The organism is Mesorhizobium sp. WSM1386, assembly GCF_055901595.1.
The window spans coordinates 3,061,767-3,079,748 of record NZ_CM148373.1 but is presented as its reverse complement, the minus strand read 5'-3'; the positions used below and the strand labels follow the sequence as shown (position 1 = coordinate 3,079,748).

At 65.4% G+C, this 17,982-nt stretch carries 17 protein-coding genes; 8 read left to right on the top strand and 9 right to left on the bottom strand.

Going from position 1 to position 17,982, the window contains the following annotated elements:
* Positions 1-51: 51 nt before the first annotated feature.
* Entirely contained in the window at positions 52-798 is a 747-nt protein-coding gene (locus tag AC0NIH_RS15090) for a DeoR family transcriptional regulator (RefSeq protein ID WP_473465534.1), read from the bottom strand.
* Between the two features lie 148 nt (positions 799-946).
* On the bottom strand, positions 947-1,570 hold the full coding sequence (locus tag AC0NIH_RS15085) for a TetR/AcrR family transcriptional regulator (protein WP_473465537.1): 624 nt from the start codon (positions 1,568-1,570) through the stop codon (positions 947-949).
* 277 nt (positions 1,571-1,847) lie between these two features.
* Between AC0NIH_RS15085 and AC0NIH_RS15080 the strand changes: the two genes are divergently transcribed.
* The 6 genes from AC0NIH_RS15080 (at position 1,848) to AC0NIH_RS15055 (ending at position 9,542) form a co-directional block, all read left to right on the top strand.
* A complete protein-coding gene (locus tag AC0NIH_RS15080; RefSeq protein ID WP_473465539.1) occupies positions 1,848-2,345 on the top strand; it encodes a (2Fe-2S)-binding protein in 498 nt (165 codons plus the stop codon).
* A complete protein-coding gene (locus tag AC0NIH_RS15075) occupies positions 2,342-3,400 on the top strand; it encodes an FAD binding domain-containing protein (RefSeq protein ID WP_473465542.1) in 1,059 nt (352 codons plus the stop codon). The genes AC0NIH_RS15080 and AC0NIH_RS15075 overlap by 4 nt, the downstream gene beginning before the upstream one ends.
* On the top strand, positions 3,390-5,645 hold the full coding sequence (locus AC0NIH_RS15070) for a xanthine dehydrogenase family protein molybdopterin-binding subunit (RefSeq protein WP_473465544.1): 2,256 nt from the start codon (positions 3,390-3,392) through the stop codon (positions 5,643-5,645). Before AC0NIH_RS15075 ends, AC0NIH_RS15070 begins: the two co-directional genes overlap by 11 nt.
* 152 nt (positions 5,646-5,797) lie before the next feature.
* Positions 5,798-6,271 (top strand): (2Fe-2S)-binding protein, encoded by a 474-nt coding sequence (locus tag AC0NIH_RS15065; RefSeq protein WP_023780488.1) that lies wholly within the window; start codon positions 5,798-5,800, stop codon positions 6,269-6,271.
* Positions 6,268-7,251 carry an FAD binding domain-containing protein gene (locus AC0NIH_RS15060; protein ID WP_473465547.1) on the top strand — a complete coding sequence of 328 codons (984 nt, stop codon included), beginning with the start codon at positions 6,268-6,270 and terminating at the stop codon, positions 7,249-7,251. The genes AC0NIH_RS15065 and AC0NIH_RS15060 overlap by 4 nt, the downstream gene beginning before the upstream one ends.
* Positions 7,248-9,542 carry a xanthine dehydrogenase family protein molybdopterin-binding subunit gene (locus AC0NIH_RS15055; protein ID WP_473465550.1) on the top strand — a complete coding sequence of 765 codons (2,295 nt, stop codon included), beginning with the start codon at positions 7,248-7,250 and terminating at the stop codon, positions 9,540-9,542. Before AC0NIH_RS15060 ends, AC0NIH_RS15055 begins: the two co-directional genes overlap by 4 nt.
* A gap of 203 nt (positions 9,543-9,745) precedes the next feature.
* Here AC0NIH_RS15055 and AC0NIH_RS15050 read toward each other — a convergent pair whose 3' ends face one another.
* The gene (locus tag AC0NIH_RS15050; protein ID WP_473465553.1) at positions 9,746-10,756 is read right to left on the bottom strand and encodes a zinc-dependent alcohol dehydrogenase family protein; all 1,011 of its coding nucleotides are present in this window, start codon (positions 10,754-10,756) and stop codon (positions 9,746-9,748) included.
* A 97-nt stretch (positions 10,757-10,853) separates the two neighbouring features.
* On the opposite strand from AC0NIH_RS15050, the gene AC0NIH_RS15045 reads away from it, so the two are divergent.
* Entirely contained in the window at positions 10,854-11,783 is a 930-nt protein-coding gene (locus AC0NIH_RS15045; RefSeq protein WP_473465555.1) for a LysR family transcriptional regulator, read from the top strand.
* Between the two features lie 44 nt (positions 11,784-11,827).
* Here the strand turns inward: AC0NIH_RS15045 and AC0NIH_RS15040 are convergent, their stop codons facing one another.
* The 3 genes from AC0NIH_RS15040 to AC0NIH_RS15030 all read right to left on the bottom strand — a co-directional run bounded on the left by AC0NIH_RS15040 (position 11,828) and on the right by AC0NIH_RS15030 (position 14,356).
* Positions 11,828-12,172: a hypothetical protein gene (locus AC0NIH_RS15040; protein ID WP_473465558.1), complete on the bottom strand. Its 345-nt coding sequence runs from the start codon at positions 12,170-12,172 to the stop codon at positions 11,828-11,830.
* 78 nt (positions 12,173-12,250) lie between these two features.
* Positions 12,251-12,955 carry an outer membrane protein gene (locus AC0NIH_RS15035; RefSeq protein ID WP_473465561.1) on the bottom strand — a complete coding sequence of 235 codons (705 nt, stop codon included), beginning with the start codon at positions 12,953-12,955 and terminating at the stop codon, positions 12,251-12,253.
* Positions 12,956-13,234: 279 nt separating this feature from the next.
* Positions 13,235-14,356: a helix-turn-helix transcriptional regulator gene (locus tag AC0NIH_RS15030; protein WP_473465564.1), complete on the bottom strand. Its 1,122-nt coding sequence runs from the start codon at positions 14,354-14,356 to the stop codon at positions 13,235-13,237.
* Positions 14,357-14,579: 223 nt separating this feature from the next.
* On the opposite strand from AC0NIH_RS15030, the gene AC0NIH_RS15025 reads away from it, so the two are divergent.
* Positions 14,580-15,542, top strand: a complete 963-nt coding sequence (locus AC0NIH_RS15025; protein ID WP_473465567.1) for an AraC family transcriptional regulator — start codon at positions 14,580-14,582, stop codon at positions 15,540-15,542.
* Between the two features lie 44 nt (positions 15,543-15,586).
* Here AC0NIH_RS15025 and AC0NIH_RS15020 read toward each other — a convergent pair whose 3' ends face one another.
* From AC0NIH_RS15020 to minD, 3 genes are all read right to left on the bottom strand, one after another.
* Positions 15,587-16,468: an EamA family transporter gene (locus AC0NIH_RS15020; RefSeq protein WP_224685363.1), complete on the bottom strand. Its 882-nt coding sequence runs from the start codon at positions 16,466-16,468 to the stop codon at positions 15,587-15,589.
* A gap of 419 nt (positions 16,469-16,887) precedes the next feature.
* Complete coding sequence (gene minE / locus AC0NIH_RS15015; protein ID WP_013894383.1) at positions 16,888-17,160, bottom strand: cell division topological specificity factor MinE; 273 nt, start codon at positions 17,158-17,160, stop codon at positions 16,888-16,890.
* Positions 17,157-17,972 carry a septum site-determining protein MinD gene (minD, locus tag AC0NIH_RS15010; protein WP_013894382.1) on the bottom strand — a complete coding sequence of 272 codons (816 nt, stop codon included), beginning with the start codon at positions 17,970-17,972 and terminating at the stop codon, positions 17,157-17,159. The genes minE and minD overlap by 4 nt, the downstream gene beginning before the upstream one ends.
* Between the last annotated feature and the right edge of the window lie 10 nt (positions 17,973-17,982).

Genomic DNA, 17,982 nt, shown 5'->3' with positions numbered 1-17,982 from the left:
TTGAGACTTATCTTACTTTTTTTGTGACTTTTCCATCAGCTTGGGGAAATGTCAAACGGAGTCAGGCTGAAATGAATCCGGTCCGACCTCGCCATGCTCGGTGACTATGGCGTCGAAGCCGTCCATGGCTGAGAAGAAGGCGCGCTTGAGCTTGCCGATCTTGCTCGAATCGATGACCAGATAATTCTCGCGCGCAAGGCTCATCACCTTCTGCTTCACAACCGCCTCGTGGAAATGCTCGCAAGTGGCGCCGCGCTTGGCATCGACGCCGGCGGCCGACAGGAAGGCTGCGTTGATACCGACGCTCTTCAAAATGTCGAAATCATGCGTGCCCGAGAAAGATGCCGACGCGGGGTGATAGACACCGCCCAGCATGATGATCGTCACATTGGGCTTGCGGCTCAGGCGCTCCGCGATATTCATCGCGTAACATATTGCCGTTATTTGATAATTGTCTGGAATGAGGTCGATCAGGTGGATCAGTGTCGTACCGCAGTCGATGAAGATCGTTTCGTCGGGCCGTATCTTGCGCACCGCGTGCAGGCAGGCCTCGCGCTTCGCCGCCGCATGACTGTCGGCCGCGGTCGTCAGTTCGTAGGGAATATCGGACTCGATCTCGGCCGCGGCCAATATGTGTCCGCCGAGATAGGCGATCTGCCCCTGGTTGTTGGCGATGTCGCGCCGCACCGTCATTTCGGAGACGCCGAGGAGCGTTGCCGCTTCGCTCAGATGGATGACCCGCCGTTCCGACAAAAGATGGATCAGCCGGGCCGTCCTTTGCGCTTTGCGAGCAGTCATGCGTTGGGCCTGTTGGTCGCCTGAAATGTGAGGATTTTAACAACCGCTCGCACTCAGATGCAAGCGCGGTGCGCGACTTGGTCCAGCAATGGCTGACGGGCATGCCCGGCTTGGCTTTTACCGGTCGCCGGGCTAATCGCTCGGACCATCAGGCCTTGGCGGATTTCTCCGCCCCGAACCGCAAGCCGTCCATCAGCAGTTTGACCAGCCGCCACGAACGGTCGCGCCACTCCGGTGTATCGGGTGCGGAATAGATGCCACCCAGCGCGTGCAGGACGTCGGAGGCATCGACGTCGCCGCGGATAGTGCCGTCGGCCACTGCCGCCTCGACCAGTTGCCGCAAGGCCTGCGATATCCGGCCCGACGTGTCGGAAAACAATGTTGAATTGGTGGTGAAGAGGATGCGCAGGCTGGTCGCCAAGCCGCGCTTGGTCGCGATGTAATCGACGAAGCGCCGCATCCATTCTTCCAGCGCGACGTCGGACGGATATCTTGCCGCAAGCTCCCCGGCAGCGGCACAAAGCGCCTCCGCTTCACGCCGGTAGACCACCTCGACCAGGTGCTCGCGCGTTGGGAAATGCCGGTAGAGCGTGCCGATGCCGACCCCGGCGCGGCGTGCGATCTCCTCCAGCGAGGCATCGATGCCGCGCTCGGCAAACAGCGCCGCCGCAGTCTCGACCAGCCGGTCGCGGTTGCGCTGGGCATCCGCGCGCAGCGGCTTGGCCTCCGCGGCGGTCTTCGTTTCGGCGAGTGCTGACGGCTCGACGGCCAATTTTTTCTCCACGGATCAAATATGGGGGCTTGAACCCGGCCGGGCCAGCCCCCACGTAATAAACGGAGGCGCCTCCGTTTTAGTGGAGTACCTTTATCATATAATCAGGGGAATGGGTATGTCACGTCTTTCCAGCCTGCAAGCCGACATCTCCCCTGCGTGCGAGAGAACCGTCTTCATCTCTGCTTTCATCACCAGCATCTGACCACGAGGTACCTTGCCCTTCCCGGCAAGGCGCCAGTTCAATTCCCGACCTAAGCACTGGAGCCAGAGGTCAATGACCAGCCTTCCCATCACGCTCACCATCAACGGACACCGACACGAACTGGAGGTCGACCCACGCGTAACGCTGCTCGACCTGTTGCGCGAGCGGCTTGACCTCACCGGCACCAAGAAGGGTTGCGACCGCGGCCAGTGCGGCGCCTGCTCGGTGCTGGTTGACGGCAAGCGCATAAACTCCTGCCTGGCGCTGGCGGTCAGCCATGACGGCGCCGACGTTTTGACGATCGAAGGCGTCGCGAACGGTGAAGAACTGCATCCGGTGCAGGCCGCCTTCATCGCCCATGATGGCTTCCAGTGCGGGTTCTGCACGCCCGGCCAGATCATGAGCACGCTCGGCTTGATCGCCGAAGGACAGGCAGGCGACGATCCCGAGCGCATCCGCGAAGGGCTGAGCGGCAACATCTGCCGCTGCGCGGCCTATGGCGGCATCGTGGAGGCCGTCCTGGAAGCCCAGGAACAACTTGCCAGAACCGACCGGAGGACCGCGGCATGAGAGACTTCGATTATATCAGGCCCGCCACCATTTCCGACGCCATCGCGGCGGCGGCCGAGCCAGGTTCGTCCTATCTCGCCGGCGGCACCAATCTGCTCGACCTGATGAAGGGCGGCATCACCAGCCCCGAGCGCATCGTCGACATCACTCGACTGCCGGAGCTCAATCGCATCGAACGGCTGGACGATGGCGGCGTGCGCATCGGCGCGCTGATCCGCAATGCCGACCTGGCCCATGACGCGGCGTTCGCCAGCGCCTATCCCGCGGTGGCCGAAGCGCTGCTTTCGGGGGCCTCGGCGCAGCTCCGCAATGCCGCCACCGTCGGCGGCAATCTGCTGCAACGGACGCGCTGCAGCTATTTTTACGACACTGCCAGTGCCTGCAACAAGCGCGATCCCGGCACGGGCTGCGGTGCATTGGGCGGTGAGAACCGCCTGCACGCCGTGCTTGGCTGGAGCGATGCCTGCATCGCCACGCATCCGTCGGACTTCTGCGTGCCGCTGGTGGCACTCGATGCCGTGGTCGAGATCGAGGGCAAGGCCGGCCGGCGTCATGTCACCCTGGAGCAATTCCACCGGCTACCCGGCGACACACCGCAGCTGGAGAATCCACTGGAGCCCGGCGACCTCATCGTGGCCGTGCGGCTGCCGGCGGAGGCCGCCTCCTTCCGCGCCAATGCGCGCTACCTGAAAGTGCGCGAACGCACCTCCTATGCCTTCGCCGTCGTCTCGGCCGCCGCGGCGCTCGTCATCGACGGTGGCAAGATCCGCGGTGCAAGGCTGGCGCTGGGCGGTGTGGCGGCCAAACCGTGGCGGGCGCGTTCGGCGGAAGCCGCCCTGCTCGGCGCCGATGCCGACGAGGCGAGCTTCGTTCGCGCCGCCGATGCCGCGATGGCCGACGCCAGCCCGTCCGGCGACAATGCGTTCAAGATCGAACTTGCCCGGCGCATTCTCGTCAGGGCGCTGATGTCGGCACGGGCAGGAACGCCCGGAAGGCTGCCGGCCCTGCCTGCCTCCCCTTTTTCCTCCATCCCCGGAGCGCGCCATGACGCTTGAACTCAACCTCAACCAGCAACCCGCCCATACCCGGCAGGGCTCCAGCATCGGCCAGCCGCTGACCCGCCGCGACGGATTTTTGAAAGTCACCGGCACCGCGCGCTATGCCGCCGACAACCATCCGCTCGGTATGCTCTATGCCGTGCTGGCCGTCAGCAGCATCGCGCGCGGCCGCGTCGTCTCGCTGGATATCGAGGCGGCCAAGGCGCATTCGGGCGTGGTCGAGGTGATGACCCCGCGCAACCGCCCGGCCCTCGGCATCGATCCGGATGCCAAGGACAATCCCTTCATGTTCCGGCTCGACCTGCTGCAGAACGACCACGTCCGCTATCCCAACCAGAGCATTGCCGTGGTGATTGCCGAAACCCTTGAAGCAGCGACCGAAGGAGCCGCGCTGCTGTCGCCGCGCTATAAAGCGCTGCCCGCGCGCATCGGTCTCGACGGCGCTGAAAGCTTCGTACCCCGCGGTGTCGGCGTCGGCGGCCCGGCGGTGCAGCAGAAGGGCGATGTCGATGCCGGCCTCAAATCGGCAACGACGCGGATCGAGGCGACCTACGAAACACCGGCTCAATACCACAACGCCATGGAGCCGCACGCGATCGTGGCCGCCTGGGATGGCGACCGCCTGTCGATCGACACGCCGAGCCAGGGCCTTGCCATGGCGCAGGGCCGCATCGCCGGCCTGTTCGGCATCGCACCGCAAAACATCCACATCCGCAGCCCTTTCCTTGGCGGCGGCTTCGGCTCCAAAGGCATGATTTCCGGGCCGCAGGTGCTCGGCATCCTGGCGGCACGCCTCGTCGGCCGTCCGGTCAAGCTGGTGCTGCGGCGCGAGCAGATGTACGGCCCCGTCGGCCATCGCGCCCCGACCCGCCAGACCTTGCGTATGGGCATGGACGGCGACGGCCAACTGACCGCGATCTCCCATCACGCCAGGACCACATCGAGCACGTTTGACGATTTCTTCGAACCGGCCGCCGACGCTTCGCATACGCTCTATGCCAGTCCGGCCATCCTCACCTCGCACGACGCCGTGCGGCTCGACACCGGCACGCCGCTGTTCATGCGGGCTCCCGGCGAAGCCACCGGTTCGATCGCGCTGGAGAGCGCCATCGACGAGGCCGCGCATGCCTGCGGCATGGACCCGCTGGAATTCCGGCTCAAGAATTACGCCGAAGTCGAGCCGATGACGGGCAAACCGTTCTCCTCCAAGGCACTGCGCGAATGCTACCAACAGGCGGCCGAGGCGTTCGGCTGGGCAAGCCGCCCGCTTCAACCGCGCCGGATGCGCGACGCGGACGGTTTCCTCGTCGGCTGGGGTATGGGCACAGCCACATTTCCCGCCATCATGTTCCAGGCCGAGGCCCGCGCCGTGCTGAGAAGCGACGGCAGCGGCCTGATGGAGACCGGCGCCCAGGATATGGGGCAAGGCGCATGGACCGCCTTTGCCCAGATCGCCGCCGACGGATTGGGGCTCGACATCGACCGGGTCGAGTTCAAGGCCGGCAGCTCCGATCTTCCCAATGCCGGCATTGCCGGCGGCTCCGGCCACACGGCGACAGCCGGGATGGCGATCCACAATGCGGGCGCCGCCGTCATCGCAAGGCTTGCCGATCTTGCCACCGGTGATGAGCGCTCGCCGCTGTTCGGCGCCGGTAATGAAGGTTTGCTGGCGCGCGGCGGACGGCTCTACCGGCGCGAGGACGAAAGCCGCAGCGAGAGCTATGCCGAGATCCTTGCCCGCGCGGGCCTCTCCGAGGTCGAAGGCCATGGCAAGGGTGCTGCGGATCCGGCTTCGCAGGAGGCCTATGCCAAGCACGCACATGGCGCGGTGTTCGCCGAGGTCAAAATCGATCCCGATTTCGGCCAGATCCGCGTCACCCGGCTGGTCGGTGCATTCGCCGCCGGACGGATCATCAACCCGCGACTGGTGCGCAGCCAGTATTACGGCGGCATGATTTGGGGCGTTTCCTTCGCGCTGCATGAGGAAGCCGTCACCGACAGGCGCTCGGGCCGGATCCAGAATGCCAACCTCGCCGAATACCATGTGCCGGTGAATGCCGACGTGCCGTCGGTCGAGGCGCTGCTGGTTCATGAGCACGATCCCCACGTCAATGCGCTCGGCATTAAGGGCGTCGGCGAAATCGGCATCACCGGCACGGCCGGTGCCGTTGCCAATGCGGTCTGGCATGCAACCGGCGTGCGGGCCCGGCGCTTTCCGATCCGGCTGGAGGACCTGCTCTGAGGTGACCAGCTTGCGCGTGTCGTTCGGAAGCCGATCCCCTTCCGAAAGGCGCGCACCAGAAACGACAGCGCAGCGAAAGGGCCGGAAGCCGTCCGGCCCTCACCTGCCCTAGCCCAATCCCATCCGCGTCAAGCAACTGGAGCCAGACGCCCATGACAAAAATCCCCGTCCATCTCGATATCAACGGCCATCGCCACGAGTTGCAGCTCGAACCACGCGTGACGCTGCTCGACGCCTTGCGCGACCGCCTTGGCCTGACCGGCACCAAGAAGGGCTGCGACCACGGCCAGTGCGGCGCCTGCACCGTGCATGTCGACGGCGAGCGCGTGCTGGCCTGCCTCACATTGGCAGCCCAGGCCGAGGGCCGCACCATCACCACCATAGAGGGGCTTGCACGGGAGGGCGAACTGCATCCTGTGCAAGCTGCCTTCCTTGAACAGGATGCCTTCCAGTGCGGTTATTGCACACCAGGCCAGATCATGTCGGCTGTGGCCTGCATCCGCGAGGGCCATGCCGGCTCGGATGAAGAGATCCGCGAATACATGGCCGGCAATCTCTGCCGTTGCGGCGCCTACCCGCACATCGTCGCCGCCGTGCGCCAGGCAGCCCTGGAGGCCGCGTCATGAGGAATTTTTCCTATCTCCGCGCCACTTCGGCTGACGCCGCACGCCAGGCGACCGCCCTGCCCGGCGCCATGCTGCTGGCCGGCGGCACCACGCTGATCGACCTCGCCAAATGCGGCGTCGCCGAGCCGGACATGCTGGTCGACATCACCCATCTCAAGGGGCTGGACCGGATCGAAGTAAACGAACGCGGCGCCACCATCGGCGCGCTCGCCCGGATGAGCCATGTCTCCGATCACGCCGACATCAAGAGCCGCTTTCCCGCCGTTTCCGAAGCGCTGTGGCAGGCAGCCTCGGCGCAGATCCGCAACATGGCGACCATTGGCGGCAATCTGATGCAGCGCACGCGCTGCCCCTATTTCCGTGATCCCGCCAATTTTCCGGCCTGCAACAAGCGCGAGCCCGGCAGCGGCTGTTCGGCGATCGGCGGCGTCACCAGGGGACATGCCGTGCTCGGCACAAGCGACGCCTGCATCGCCATGTACCCCGGCGATCTAGCCACAGCGCTGGTCGCGTTCGACGCGACGGTCCATCTCGGCCATCGGCGCATCCCGGTCGACGACTTTTTCCTGCTGCCTGGCAGCACGCCGGACAGGGAGCACACGATCGAACCGGGCGAAATGATCACCGCCATCCAGATTCCCGGTTCCGCCGCCGCCCGCCGCTCGACCTACCTGAAGATCCGCGACCGGCAATCCTATGAATTCGCCGCCGCGAGCGCCGCTGTCGGCATCGAGTTCGAGGCGGACGGCCGCACCATCCGCGATCTGCGCGTCGCGCTCGGCGGTGTCGCGACCAAACCATGGCGGGCGCGGGTCGTCGAAGACGCGTTGAAAGGCAAGGCGCTGGAGCCGGACGTTGTCCGCGCCGCCAGTCGGCTCGCAGTCGAAGGCGCCGTCGTCCATGGCGCCAACCACTACAAGATCGAGCTCGCGCCACGCATTGTCGCGCGCGCCATCCTCAAATTGGGAGAGACGGCATGACCATTCACACAAGACATGGTGACGCCTCGGACGGCGCGCTGGCGCAAGCCGTTGGCGGCCGGCTGTCGCGTGTCGACGGCCCGGCCAAGATCACCGGCGCGGCCAAATACGCAGTCGAGCAGCAGCTCGAAGGCCTCGCCTATGCCGCGCTGGTCGAAAGCACGATTGCTTCCGGCAAGGTGCGTTCGATCGAGACAGCGGAGGCCGAGGCGGCGCCCGGCGTGCTCAAGGTGCTGACGCCGGACACCATCATCAGCCTGAGAACCGCGGCGGACTGGTTCGGCACGCCGCCGCCGGACAAGCCGTATTGCCCGCTGGCGCGTGATATCGCCTTCTCGGGCCAGCATGTCGCGGCTGTCGTCGCGGAGACCTTCGAGCAGGCGGTTGCGGCCGCGGCCCTGGTCAAGGTCAGCTATGACGAGACGCCGGCTATTGTCGACCTCAGCGACGGCAAGGCCGGCGACGGCATTCCGATCGATGCCATGACCAAGGAATGGGGCGACGCGCAAACCGCCTTCGCCTCGGCGCCGGTGCGGATCTGCGCCGCCTATAACACGCCGCGCGAATATCAGGCGCCGATGGAGCCGCACGGCCTGATCGCACGCTGGGAAGGTGAGAAGCTGACCGTCTGGGAGCCGAGCCAGTGGCTCGACGGCATGGCCCGCACCTATGCCGAATGGTTCGATGTGCCGTTCGAGAATGTGCGGCTGGTCTCGCCCTATATCGGCGGCGGCTTCGGCTCCAAGGCACTGGCGCTCAGCCACGGCGCGATTGCCGCGAGTGCCGCCAAGATGCTCGGCCGGCCGGTGAGGCTGGTGATGACCCGGCCGCAGACCTTCACCGGCTATGGCGGCCGCGCCGCGACGCGACAGACGGTGACGATCGGCGCCGGCCATGACGGCGTCATCCAGTCCATCGTGCATCGCGGTGTCAACGAAACGTCGATCGACGGCATGTGGGTCGAGCCGCTGGGATCGGTCACCTCGATCATGTACGCGACGCCGAATTTCTCTTCGAAACAGAATGTCGTGCGGGTCAACAGCGTGGTGCCGGGCGCCATGCGCGCGCCGGGCGAGAACCCTGGCGCCTTCGGCATAGAAAGCGCCATCGACGAACTCGCCTACGAGGTCGGCATCGACCCGCTGGAGATCCGGCTGCGCAACTACGCCGAACAGGATCCACACGTCAAAAAAGCCTGGTCGACAAGGCAGTTGCGCGAGGCTTTTGCCGCAGGCGCCGAACGCTTCGGCTGGTCAAGGCGCACGCCGCAGCCGCGCTCGATGCGCGACGGCAACCAGTTGATCGGCTGGGGCGTTGCCGCCGGCACCTATCCGGTGCGGCGCGCCTACGGCGAGGCGCTCGTGCGCATCCTGGCCGATGGGTCGGTCGAGGTCGAAAGCTCCTCGATCGACATGGGCCAGGGCACCTACACCATCCTGGCGCAGACGGCTGCCGAAACCGTCGGCGTGCCGGCCGACGACGTGGTGGTGAAACTCGGCGATTCCCGCTTTCCCCGCGCCGGCGTCACCGGCGGCTCGCGGCTGGCCGGCGTGATGACCGGTGCGGTCCATAAGGCCGCCATCTCGGCGCTCGACCAGCTGGTGGGCTTGGCGATCAGCGACCCGCGATCGCCCTTCCATGCGCTGCAGGCCAACACGCTGGTGGTGAGCAACGGCCGCATCGGCTCGCCGCGCGGCGATGGCCCTGATGTGTCGGTCGCCGAATTGCTCAAGAGCGTTGGCCGCGACCATATCGAGGCGACCGGCGACACCATGCCGGCCAATTCAAGCGTCGAGGACCGCTACAAGAACTACACCACCATCGCCATGGCGCTGCCGCACACCGAGGGCGACTATTCCCGCTACTCCTGGTGCGCGCATTTCGTCGAAGTGCGCGTCGACGAGGATTTCGGCACGGTGCGCGTCTCGCGGATGGTGTCGGCGCTGGATTCGGGCCGGCTCTACAATCCGAAACTGGCCGAAAGCCAGTGGAAGGGCGGCATCATCATGGGCATCGGCCAGGCGCTCTTGGAAGAAGGCATCGTCGACCGCCGCCACGGCCGCATCGTCAACGACAACCTCGCCGATTACCTCGTGCCGACCAACGCCGACATTCCCGATATCGAGGTGATCTCGGTCGGCATCCCCGATCTGCATTCCTCGGCCCTTGGCGGCAAGGGCGTCGGCGAAGTGGCCATCGTCGGCGTCGCGCCGGCGATAGCCAATGCGGTGTTCCATGCGACGGGGAAACGGATCAGGGATTTGCCGATCACGCTGGAGAAGCTGATTTAGCCGGACGACGCGTGGTGCGAGGCGCCCCCCTCTGCCCTGCCGGGCATCTCCCCCTCGAGGGGGGAGATTGGCAGCTTCGGCGCCGTGCCAGCTTTCCGGCGTTGACCATTGGCGAGGACGATGAAGTGAATAATCTCCCCCCTTGAGGGGGAGATGGCCGGCAGGCCAGAGGGGGGCGGCCAGGCGCAAGCCTCACCCTCCCCTCACCACTCCAATCCAAACACCAATTTCCCGAAATGCAGGCCGCCGGCGGCCATGTGGGTGTAGGCTTCGGTTGCTTCATCAGGTGAAAACACCTTGTCGACGACCGGCTCGATCCCGGCTGCACCGATGGCACGGGCGGCGTCACGGAGGTCGGATACCGATCCGGTGTTGTTGCCGACCACCTTCAGCGCCTTGATGATGATCGGCAGCAGATTGACCGTGGCCTCGGCGCCCGTGAGAAAGCCGATGGTGAACAGCGTGCCGCCGGGCGCGGTGGCGTTGACCGCACGGGCAAAGGTGGCGGCGCCGCCGGTCTCGACGACGAGGTCCGCGCCGAGGCCGCCGGTCAGCTCCAGCACCTTGTCGTCCCAGTCCGGTGTCGCGCGGTAATTGATCAGATGGTCGGCGCCGAGTGCCTTCGCCCGCTCCAGTTTCTCGTCCGACGAGGAGGTGATGATGACGGTGGCGCCGAAGGCTTTTGCCAGTTGCAACGTGAAGATCGAGACGCCGCCGGTGCCAAGCAGCACGACGACCGAGCCCGGCCCGACATTGGCGGCGCGGATCGCGTTCCAGGCGGTGGTGCCGGCGATCGGCAGCGTCGATGCCGCCTCGAAGGAGAGGTGCGCCGGGACCGGCGCCAGCGCATTGGCCGGCAGCGCGACATATTCGGACAGCGACCCCGGCAGCGAGATGCCTCGCATCTGCCTCATCTCGTAAGGCCGAGGCGGACCGCCGATCCAGTGCGGCTTGGCATGCGCGATCACGCGATCGCCCGTGCTGAACGTCGTAACGCCCTCGCCCAGCGCGACGATCTCGCCGGCGCCGTCGGCGACCGGGATGAGCGGAAAGGTCGGTCCGGGATAATTGCCGCTCGCCACCGCGACATCGACGAAGTTGAGGCTCGCCGCGCGCTGGCGGATCAGCACCTCGCCGCGCTGCGGTTCGGGGGTGGCGACGGTCGTGGCGCGGAAGGCATCCAGCCTGGCCTGGCTGAGTTCGATGGCTTTCATGGTTTCACTCCTGTGTGACGATTGATGAGTTGAGTGACCCTAGCTGCTGCGCTACCACTGGATAATCCTTGCCATTTACATTTGAGTATTGCGGATAATGCAGCAATCACACGAACCGGCGGCCCTTGCCGAAATGGCGGCCTTCGCGGCCATCGCCGAGGCGCGCTCCTTCACCAGGGCGGCGGCACGTGTTGGCCGCGACGCGACCATCCTGTCGCGGCGCCTGCAATCGCTGGAGGAGCGGCTGGGGGTAAGGCTGCTTCATCGCACGACGCGCAGCGTGTCGCTGACCGAAGCGGGCGCCGAATTCCTGGTGCGCGTGCGCGCCATCATCACGTCGGTCGACGAGGCCGAGGCCGCGGCTTCCGCTCATGCCGGCGGCGGCCCGCGCGGCCTGCTCAGGCTGGCGCTGCCCGGCACGTTCGGGCGCATGTGGATCGGCCCGCTGCTGCCGCAATTCCTGGCCGATTTTCCCGATGTCCGCATCGAGGCCGAATTCTCCAACCGCTTCGCCGATCTGGTCGCCGAGAATTTCGACGTCGCCGTGCGGCTCGGCGCGCTGGAGGATTCACGTCTGGTGGCGCGCAGGATCGCGACGCGGCGCCGGCTGCTCTGCGCCGCTCCCGCCTATCTCGCCCGAAGCGGCAGGCCGGAGACACCGCAGGCGCTGCTCGAACATTCCTGCCTGGGCTTCTCCGGCTTCCAGACCTTTCCGGCCTGGGAGATGATGGACCGCGAAGGCCGGCGCGCGCGCGTCGAGGTTTCCGGGCCGTTGGTCACCGACGATGCCGAGGTGCTGGTCGAGGCCGCCGTGCAAGGTGTCGGGCTGATGATGAGCACCGACTGGCTGGTCGGTCGCGAAATCGCCGATGGACGGCTGGTGCCAGTGCTGGAGGACTGGACGCTCGCCGACGAAGGCGCGGTCTATGTCGTCATGCCCTCGGCCAAGGGACAAGCCGCCAAGACCCGCGCCTTTGCCGACTGGATCGCCAAGCGCTTTTCGCCGGAGCCGCCGTGGCGGCGGTGAAGCTGCTAATTTCCTCTCTCGAAGGGGGATTACGCGCTCCGCTATCAGCCCGCCCGCAGGCGAAGCGAGCCGACAGAATCCAGCTTGAGCTCGCCGCCAAAGGCCGGGTTATCGACGCCGAGAACCAGCCCGCCATCGAACTGCTTGTTGTAGCCGGCATAAAGGCCACCGAAGCCGCCGGACGGGCCGTAACCCCAGCCATAATCGTCGAAGCTGCCGGGCGCAAAGGTCTGCCCGACCCGCGCGTCACCCCACGCGTATCCGGCCTGTGCGCCGAGATAGGCGCCGGACCAGTTGTAGCTAGAGTCAACCGGCAAATTGGCATCCGCTGCCGAAGCCATGCCAGCAGCTGCGAGGATGAAGGCCGCCGCGAGAGGAATGGTTTTCATGGTTTGTCTGCTGCCTCGAAATGCTGTGTTTGCCCGCGCCGAAAAAACCGGCGCGGGGTTGCTGGCCGCCGTGGCGGATCAGAACTTGTAGCTGAGCCCGACCCGGACATCGTGCGTCTGCAGATCGACGCTCGTCGCCGTCGGAAGACCGGCTGCTATTGACAGATCCTGGCTGCCGAAATCGGAGTACCGATATTCGGCCCGCGCGATCCATCTGTCGGTGAAGGCGTGCTCGACGCCCGCTCCAACCGTCCAGCCGACATGGCTCTCGTCGTGGAACGGTATTTCACCGCCGGGACCGGCGCTGATCGCGGTCACTTCATATTTGGCCGCAGCCACGCCGGCGGTGATGTAGGGCAATGTCCGGTCGAACGCATAGCCAGCCCGCAGCCGCGCCGATCCCGACCATTTGAGTTCGCTCTTGAGCAACGCGGAGACGCCACCGCCACCGGCGTCAAGGGGCGTCAGCCCATCGGCATTGCTGTAGGCGATATCAGCCTCGGCGCCGATCACGAAGCTGTTCGCCATCTGGTAATTGGCGCCGATATGGATGCCGCCGACAAAGCCGCTCGGATCGAGCGAACTGTTGAGGTCGGAGCCTCCGCCGAAACCGCCGCCGGCGATGAAAAGATTGGATTTTCCGGCCGCGTAGCCAACGTCGACGCCGGCATAGAGGCCGGACCAGTCGTAGCCGGCAACAGGCGAAACTTCATTGATGTCAGCCGCACAGGCCATGCCGACAGGCCCGAGAATGAAGACTGTCGCGAGAAGAAGTGTTTTCATTTTTGTCTGCCGCCCCAAGGGTTGTGGCCCCGCGCGAAATGCTCACGGGGATCCAGCTGTTGTCGCGCCCCGGTGTTGCATTGTCGGCCGGCCACGTCTTGGGCTGGGCCGCACCTGAATTGTCCTGGAGAGCACTGCGACGCTTTCTCGGTCGGTGTGGCCATTCAGCCTCAGTCGATCGGCGGCCTGTGTTCAGCAGGGTCAGCATCGAGCCTGGTCGCGACCCGTCCCGGCTCCCCGGCGCTTGGGAGGTGTTCGGCGGCGAGCGGCGGCTCCAGCCTATTGAGCCTGAACCGCGAGCGGCGTGCCCATGTCCGAGACGAGTTTGACGAGATCGGCTTGGCGTCTCGTGCCGGTTTTGGCGAAGATACGGTTGAGGTGCGTTTTCAGCGTGTTCTCGCCGATGCCCAGCGACAATGCGCTCTTCGAGGCGGACAATCCGCTGCCGATGCGCAGCAGGACCCGCGCCTCCGCCGGCGTAAGGTCGAACAAGGTGGTGAGAACGGCCTCGGGGAGCGGGGAAGAGGACGTCGTCGTCGACACGAAGACGGCGGCACATGCCGGCTGGAAAGCGGCGCGAGCCGTTCCTTCGCTCAACGGCAGCACATAGGCGACGGCCGGCGGCTGGCCCGGGGCCGAAATGGGCAGGCCAATGCCGCGGGAGCCAAGCAGAAAATCCGCGCTCGCCGCGCTGGCGATCGCCTCCAGCAGGGCGCGGGCCACTGCCGGATTTTGCACCTGGAGCACGCCGTTCCTGGAAAGAATTGGACCTTGCGCCGAGAACATCCGTTCGGCGGCGCCATTGGCGTGGAGGATCGTTCCGTGTGCGCCTGTCAAAACAACAGGCACTGCCAGATGGTCAAGCGCCTGCCGATAGAGATTGGCGGTGACGCGGCTCTGATCGAGCAGATCTCCGATCAGCGACGCACGGCGCAGATGCGGCGAGAGCAACGCCAGGAAACGCTGCTCTTCGGCTGATATGGCCTCCCTGGTGGCCCGCGTGGTGCAACCCATCAACCCGATCCGATCCGGTGTGTGGACGAATTTGGTGATACAGCCTTCGCGCAGTCCCTGCGGTTTGGCCCAATTCTGAAAAAACGGAGTCTGCTGGAGCTCGGCTTCGCTCATCTGCGACAGCGTCGCGACAGGACTGTCGACGTCGCCGACGACGGCGGCCTTCAGCCCGGGAATCGTGTCAAAATCATAGTCCTCCTGGAGCACGCGCATCTGCTCGGGATCCCAGGGCGATTGGGCCGCGAAGCGGCCTTGATTGCCGGCGGTGCTGGCAAGCGCGATGGTGGTATAGGCCGCATCGACAGCCCCAGTGATCCGGATCATCACCTCGGCCCAACCGTCGGGGTCCAGTACGCAATCATAGATATCGCCGATAATCGAACCCAAGACTTCGCTGCTCAGCCTCTCCACCACGCCTCCATTTTGCTCCGATCTCGCCTCGGAGGAATTTGTAGCGTCATACTTTCAGGTGACGCCACGTGCGGTCGATCTCGATTAAGGATTTGAATTCGATCAGTTGATACCAAGCGGCTATTGTCGCTGGTTATTCTTGGAATGGGAAGCATCGCGCTCAATAGATTAGAGTTAGCGAATATATCGGATTGCACCATTGTCACAAAAGACGGTCTTTTCATCGGCTCAGTTGCCATCGCATCTTAGCGAACGAGATCGGTTTTCCCTCTGGCAGGACATCCATGTCGCGGAGATATGGTCGGTCGAATATGGCACATCGGAAACCCTGCCCTTCCAAGCCTCGATCGAAGCCACGGCCGTGGGAGAACTGGTTCTTGGCCAGATGTCCGGAACGATCAAGCATGCGACGAGGAAGGCGAGCAACATCGCCGACGACGACAATGACGGATACCTGCTGCTGATCAACAAGGCCGACACCCTGTTGTCCGGGGCCCAGGCCGGCCGCGAATACGGCGTCGGCCGGGGCGAAGCGGTCCTGGTCACGGCAGCGGAAGCGCTGAAAATGACCGGTGCCGACAGCAATGTGTGGGCAAACATAGTGGTCCCGCGCGCCATCCTCACCCAGGCCTTCCCGCAGATCGACGACAGGCTGGCGTTGAAGATAGGCGCCGAAAGCGAAGCCCTCGATCTTCTCAAGAGCTATTGCCAGCTTCTTGAAACCGGCCGCCCCCTCGCCTCGCCCGATCTCGTAACGCACGCGACCGAAACGATCGTCGATCTGATCGGGCTGGTGACCGGCGCGAAGGGCCAGGCCGCCGAACTGGCCGGCTTTCGCGGCCTGCGCGCCGCCCGCCTGCAGGCGATCATGGCCAAGATCGCCGACAATTTCGCCGACCCCGGAATCTCCGCCCAAGGCGTCGCACAAGAACTCGGCCTCTCGGCACGCTACGTCCACGACCTCCTTCAGGAGACCGGCACCAGCTTCACCGAAAGGGTCCTCGAGCTCCGCTTGCAGCGAGCCCGCAAGATGCTCTCGCAAAGACACAATGACGACATGCGGGTCAGCGATATCGCCATGATAAGCGGGTTCAGCGATATGTCCTATTTCAATCGCTGCTTTCGCCGCCGGTTTGGCCATACGCCGACGAGCACCAGATAGGGAACGCTGAACCGCGTTTCGCGCGTTCGCCTGCCCGCTACCCCCTACTCCGGCGACGGCACCGGCGGCTTCGAGGTCAGCGCCGTGCCGGCGGCCGCGACGATGACGGCGGCGATACCGGCCAGTTGCGGCAGCGTCAGGCTTTCGTGCAGGAACAGGAAGCCGGCGAGCGCACCCAGCCCCGGCTCCAGGCAGGTCAGCGTCCCGTAGATGCGGGCCGGCATCCGGGTCAGCGCCACCATCTCCAGCCAGAACGGCAGCGCGCTGGAGAACAGGCCGACGAGCAATGCGCTGACCAGGATCGATGGCGAAAGCAGTCCCATGCCGGCCTCGGCCACGCCGAAGGGCAACACCAGAACGGCGGCGATCGCCATGCCGTAGGCAGTCGTGCGCGAGCCGAGTTCCGCGCCGGCCTTCTGGGCAAGCACGATGTAGAGCGCCCAGAAACCACCGGCCGCCAGTGCCAGCACCACCCCCACCGGGTCGAGCGGCTGCAGCGACCGGATGAACGGCGACAACAGCACGATGCCGGCGACCGCAAGCGCGATCCAGGCAAAGTCGCTGGCGCGCCGCGAGGTCAGCGTCGCCACCAGCAGCGGGCCGGAGAATTCCAGCGCCACGGCAACGCCGAGCGGGATCCTGGCAAGTGCCGCGTAGAACAAAAGGTTGAGTGCTGCGAGCGTCACCCCATAGGCGATGAGCCACGGCAAGGTGGCGCGCGAAGGCCGCATCTGCCACGGCCGCAGCACAGCGATCAGCATCAGCGCGCCGACGACGAGCCTGAGCGTCGTCGTGCCCTGTGCGCCGATCACCGGGAACAAGGTCTTGGCGAAGGTGGCGCCGATCTGGATCGACACCATGGCGCCCATCAGCGCCGCGACGGGCAAGGGCGCCGCTTCGCGACTGGCAACCGGCGTCGATGTCAATTGACTTCATCCTCCCATGCCGCCCGGCGAAAACCTTCCCGGCAGCATGGCAATAGGGTGAACCGGCCCGCCTGTCGTGAGGCAGCGCGGATGCCTTGATAAGGGCACAGCCAGCCCGGCGGGCGCGATGCGGGCCTGGTAACCGCGCGCCTGGGTGTAATCGAGCGCTACGGGGGAACCGTGACGCTGGAGAACCGCCAAGGTGGTGGGCTGGCGCAGACGGTTATGTTTAGCGCGGTGTGAGGGGCTGGCTCCCACCTCCCCTTGTGGGGAGGTCGGACCGAAGGTCCGGGGTGGGGTGCTGGCGCTGGCCTTGCAGGAGATAGGTCTTGCAGCGTCGCGCTGCCCCCACCCCGTCCCGCAATCTCCGCTTCGCTGCGACTGGAGCCGACCCCCCCCAAAGGGGGAGGGTGAAAAAGCTAGGCCGAGATCGCCATCGGCACGGCGCTCTTGTTGGGGATCTGGATGTCGATTTCCAGCGTCGACATGGTCTCGCCGCGGTCCATGGAGATTTGCAGGTAATCCTGGTCGATCTGCACATGCTTGGCGATGACGGCCATGATCTCCTCGCGCAGGATGGAGACGAGGTCGGGCTGGTTGCGGTTGCGGCGCTCATAGGCCAGCAGCACCTGCAGCCGCTCGCGCGCCACCGGCGCACTGGAGCGCCGCTTGAAGATGTCGAGCAGGTTCATGCCGCCCTCCTTCCCAAAAGACGATCGAGAAAGCCCTTGCGTTCGAAGGGCACTATGACAGGCAGGTCCTCGCCTTCCAGCCGCCTTGCGGCGTCGAGGTAAGCCTTGGCCGCGGTGTTGAGCGGCTCGGACAGCGTGACCGGCGCGCCGAGGTTGGAGGCCCTGAGCACATCCTGGCTCTCGGGGATGATGCCGAGCAGCGGCACCGACAGGATTTCCAGCACGTCGTCGATGCTGAGCATTTCACCCCGCGCGGCCCGCCCCGCGTCATAGCGGGTAACCAGCACATGCTTGGCGATCTGCTCGCCCTGTTCGGCGCGCATGGTGCGGGCGTCGAGCAGGCCGATGATGCGGTCGGAATCGCGCACCGACGACACTTCCGGATTGGTGACGATGACCGCCTCGTCGGCAAAGCGCATGGCGAGCTGCGCGCCGCGCTCGATGCCGGCCGGGCTGTCGCAGAACACGTAGTCGAACACCGAGCGCAGCTTGTCGATGACTTCGCCGACGCCTTCCTCGGTCAGCGCATCCTTGTCGCGCGTCTGCGAGGCCGGCAGCAGGAACAGCGTCTCGACCCGCTTGTCGCGGATCAGCGCCTGCGACAGCTTGGCCGTGCCCTGGATGACGTTGACGAGGTCGAACACCACGCGCCGCTCGGCGCCCATGATCAGGTCGAGATTCCTGAGGCCGACGTCGAAATCGACGAGCGCCACCTTCTTGCCGGTCTTGGCCACGGCCGCTCCAAGCGCTGCCGTCGAGGTGGTCTTGCCGACGCCCCCCTTGCCCGAAGTGACCACCACTACCTTGCCCATCAAAAAAGCC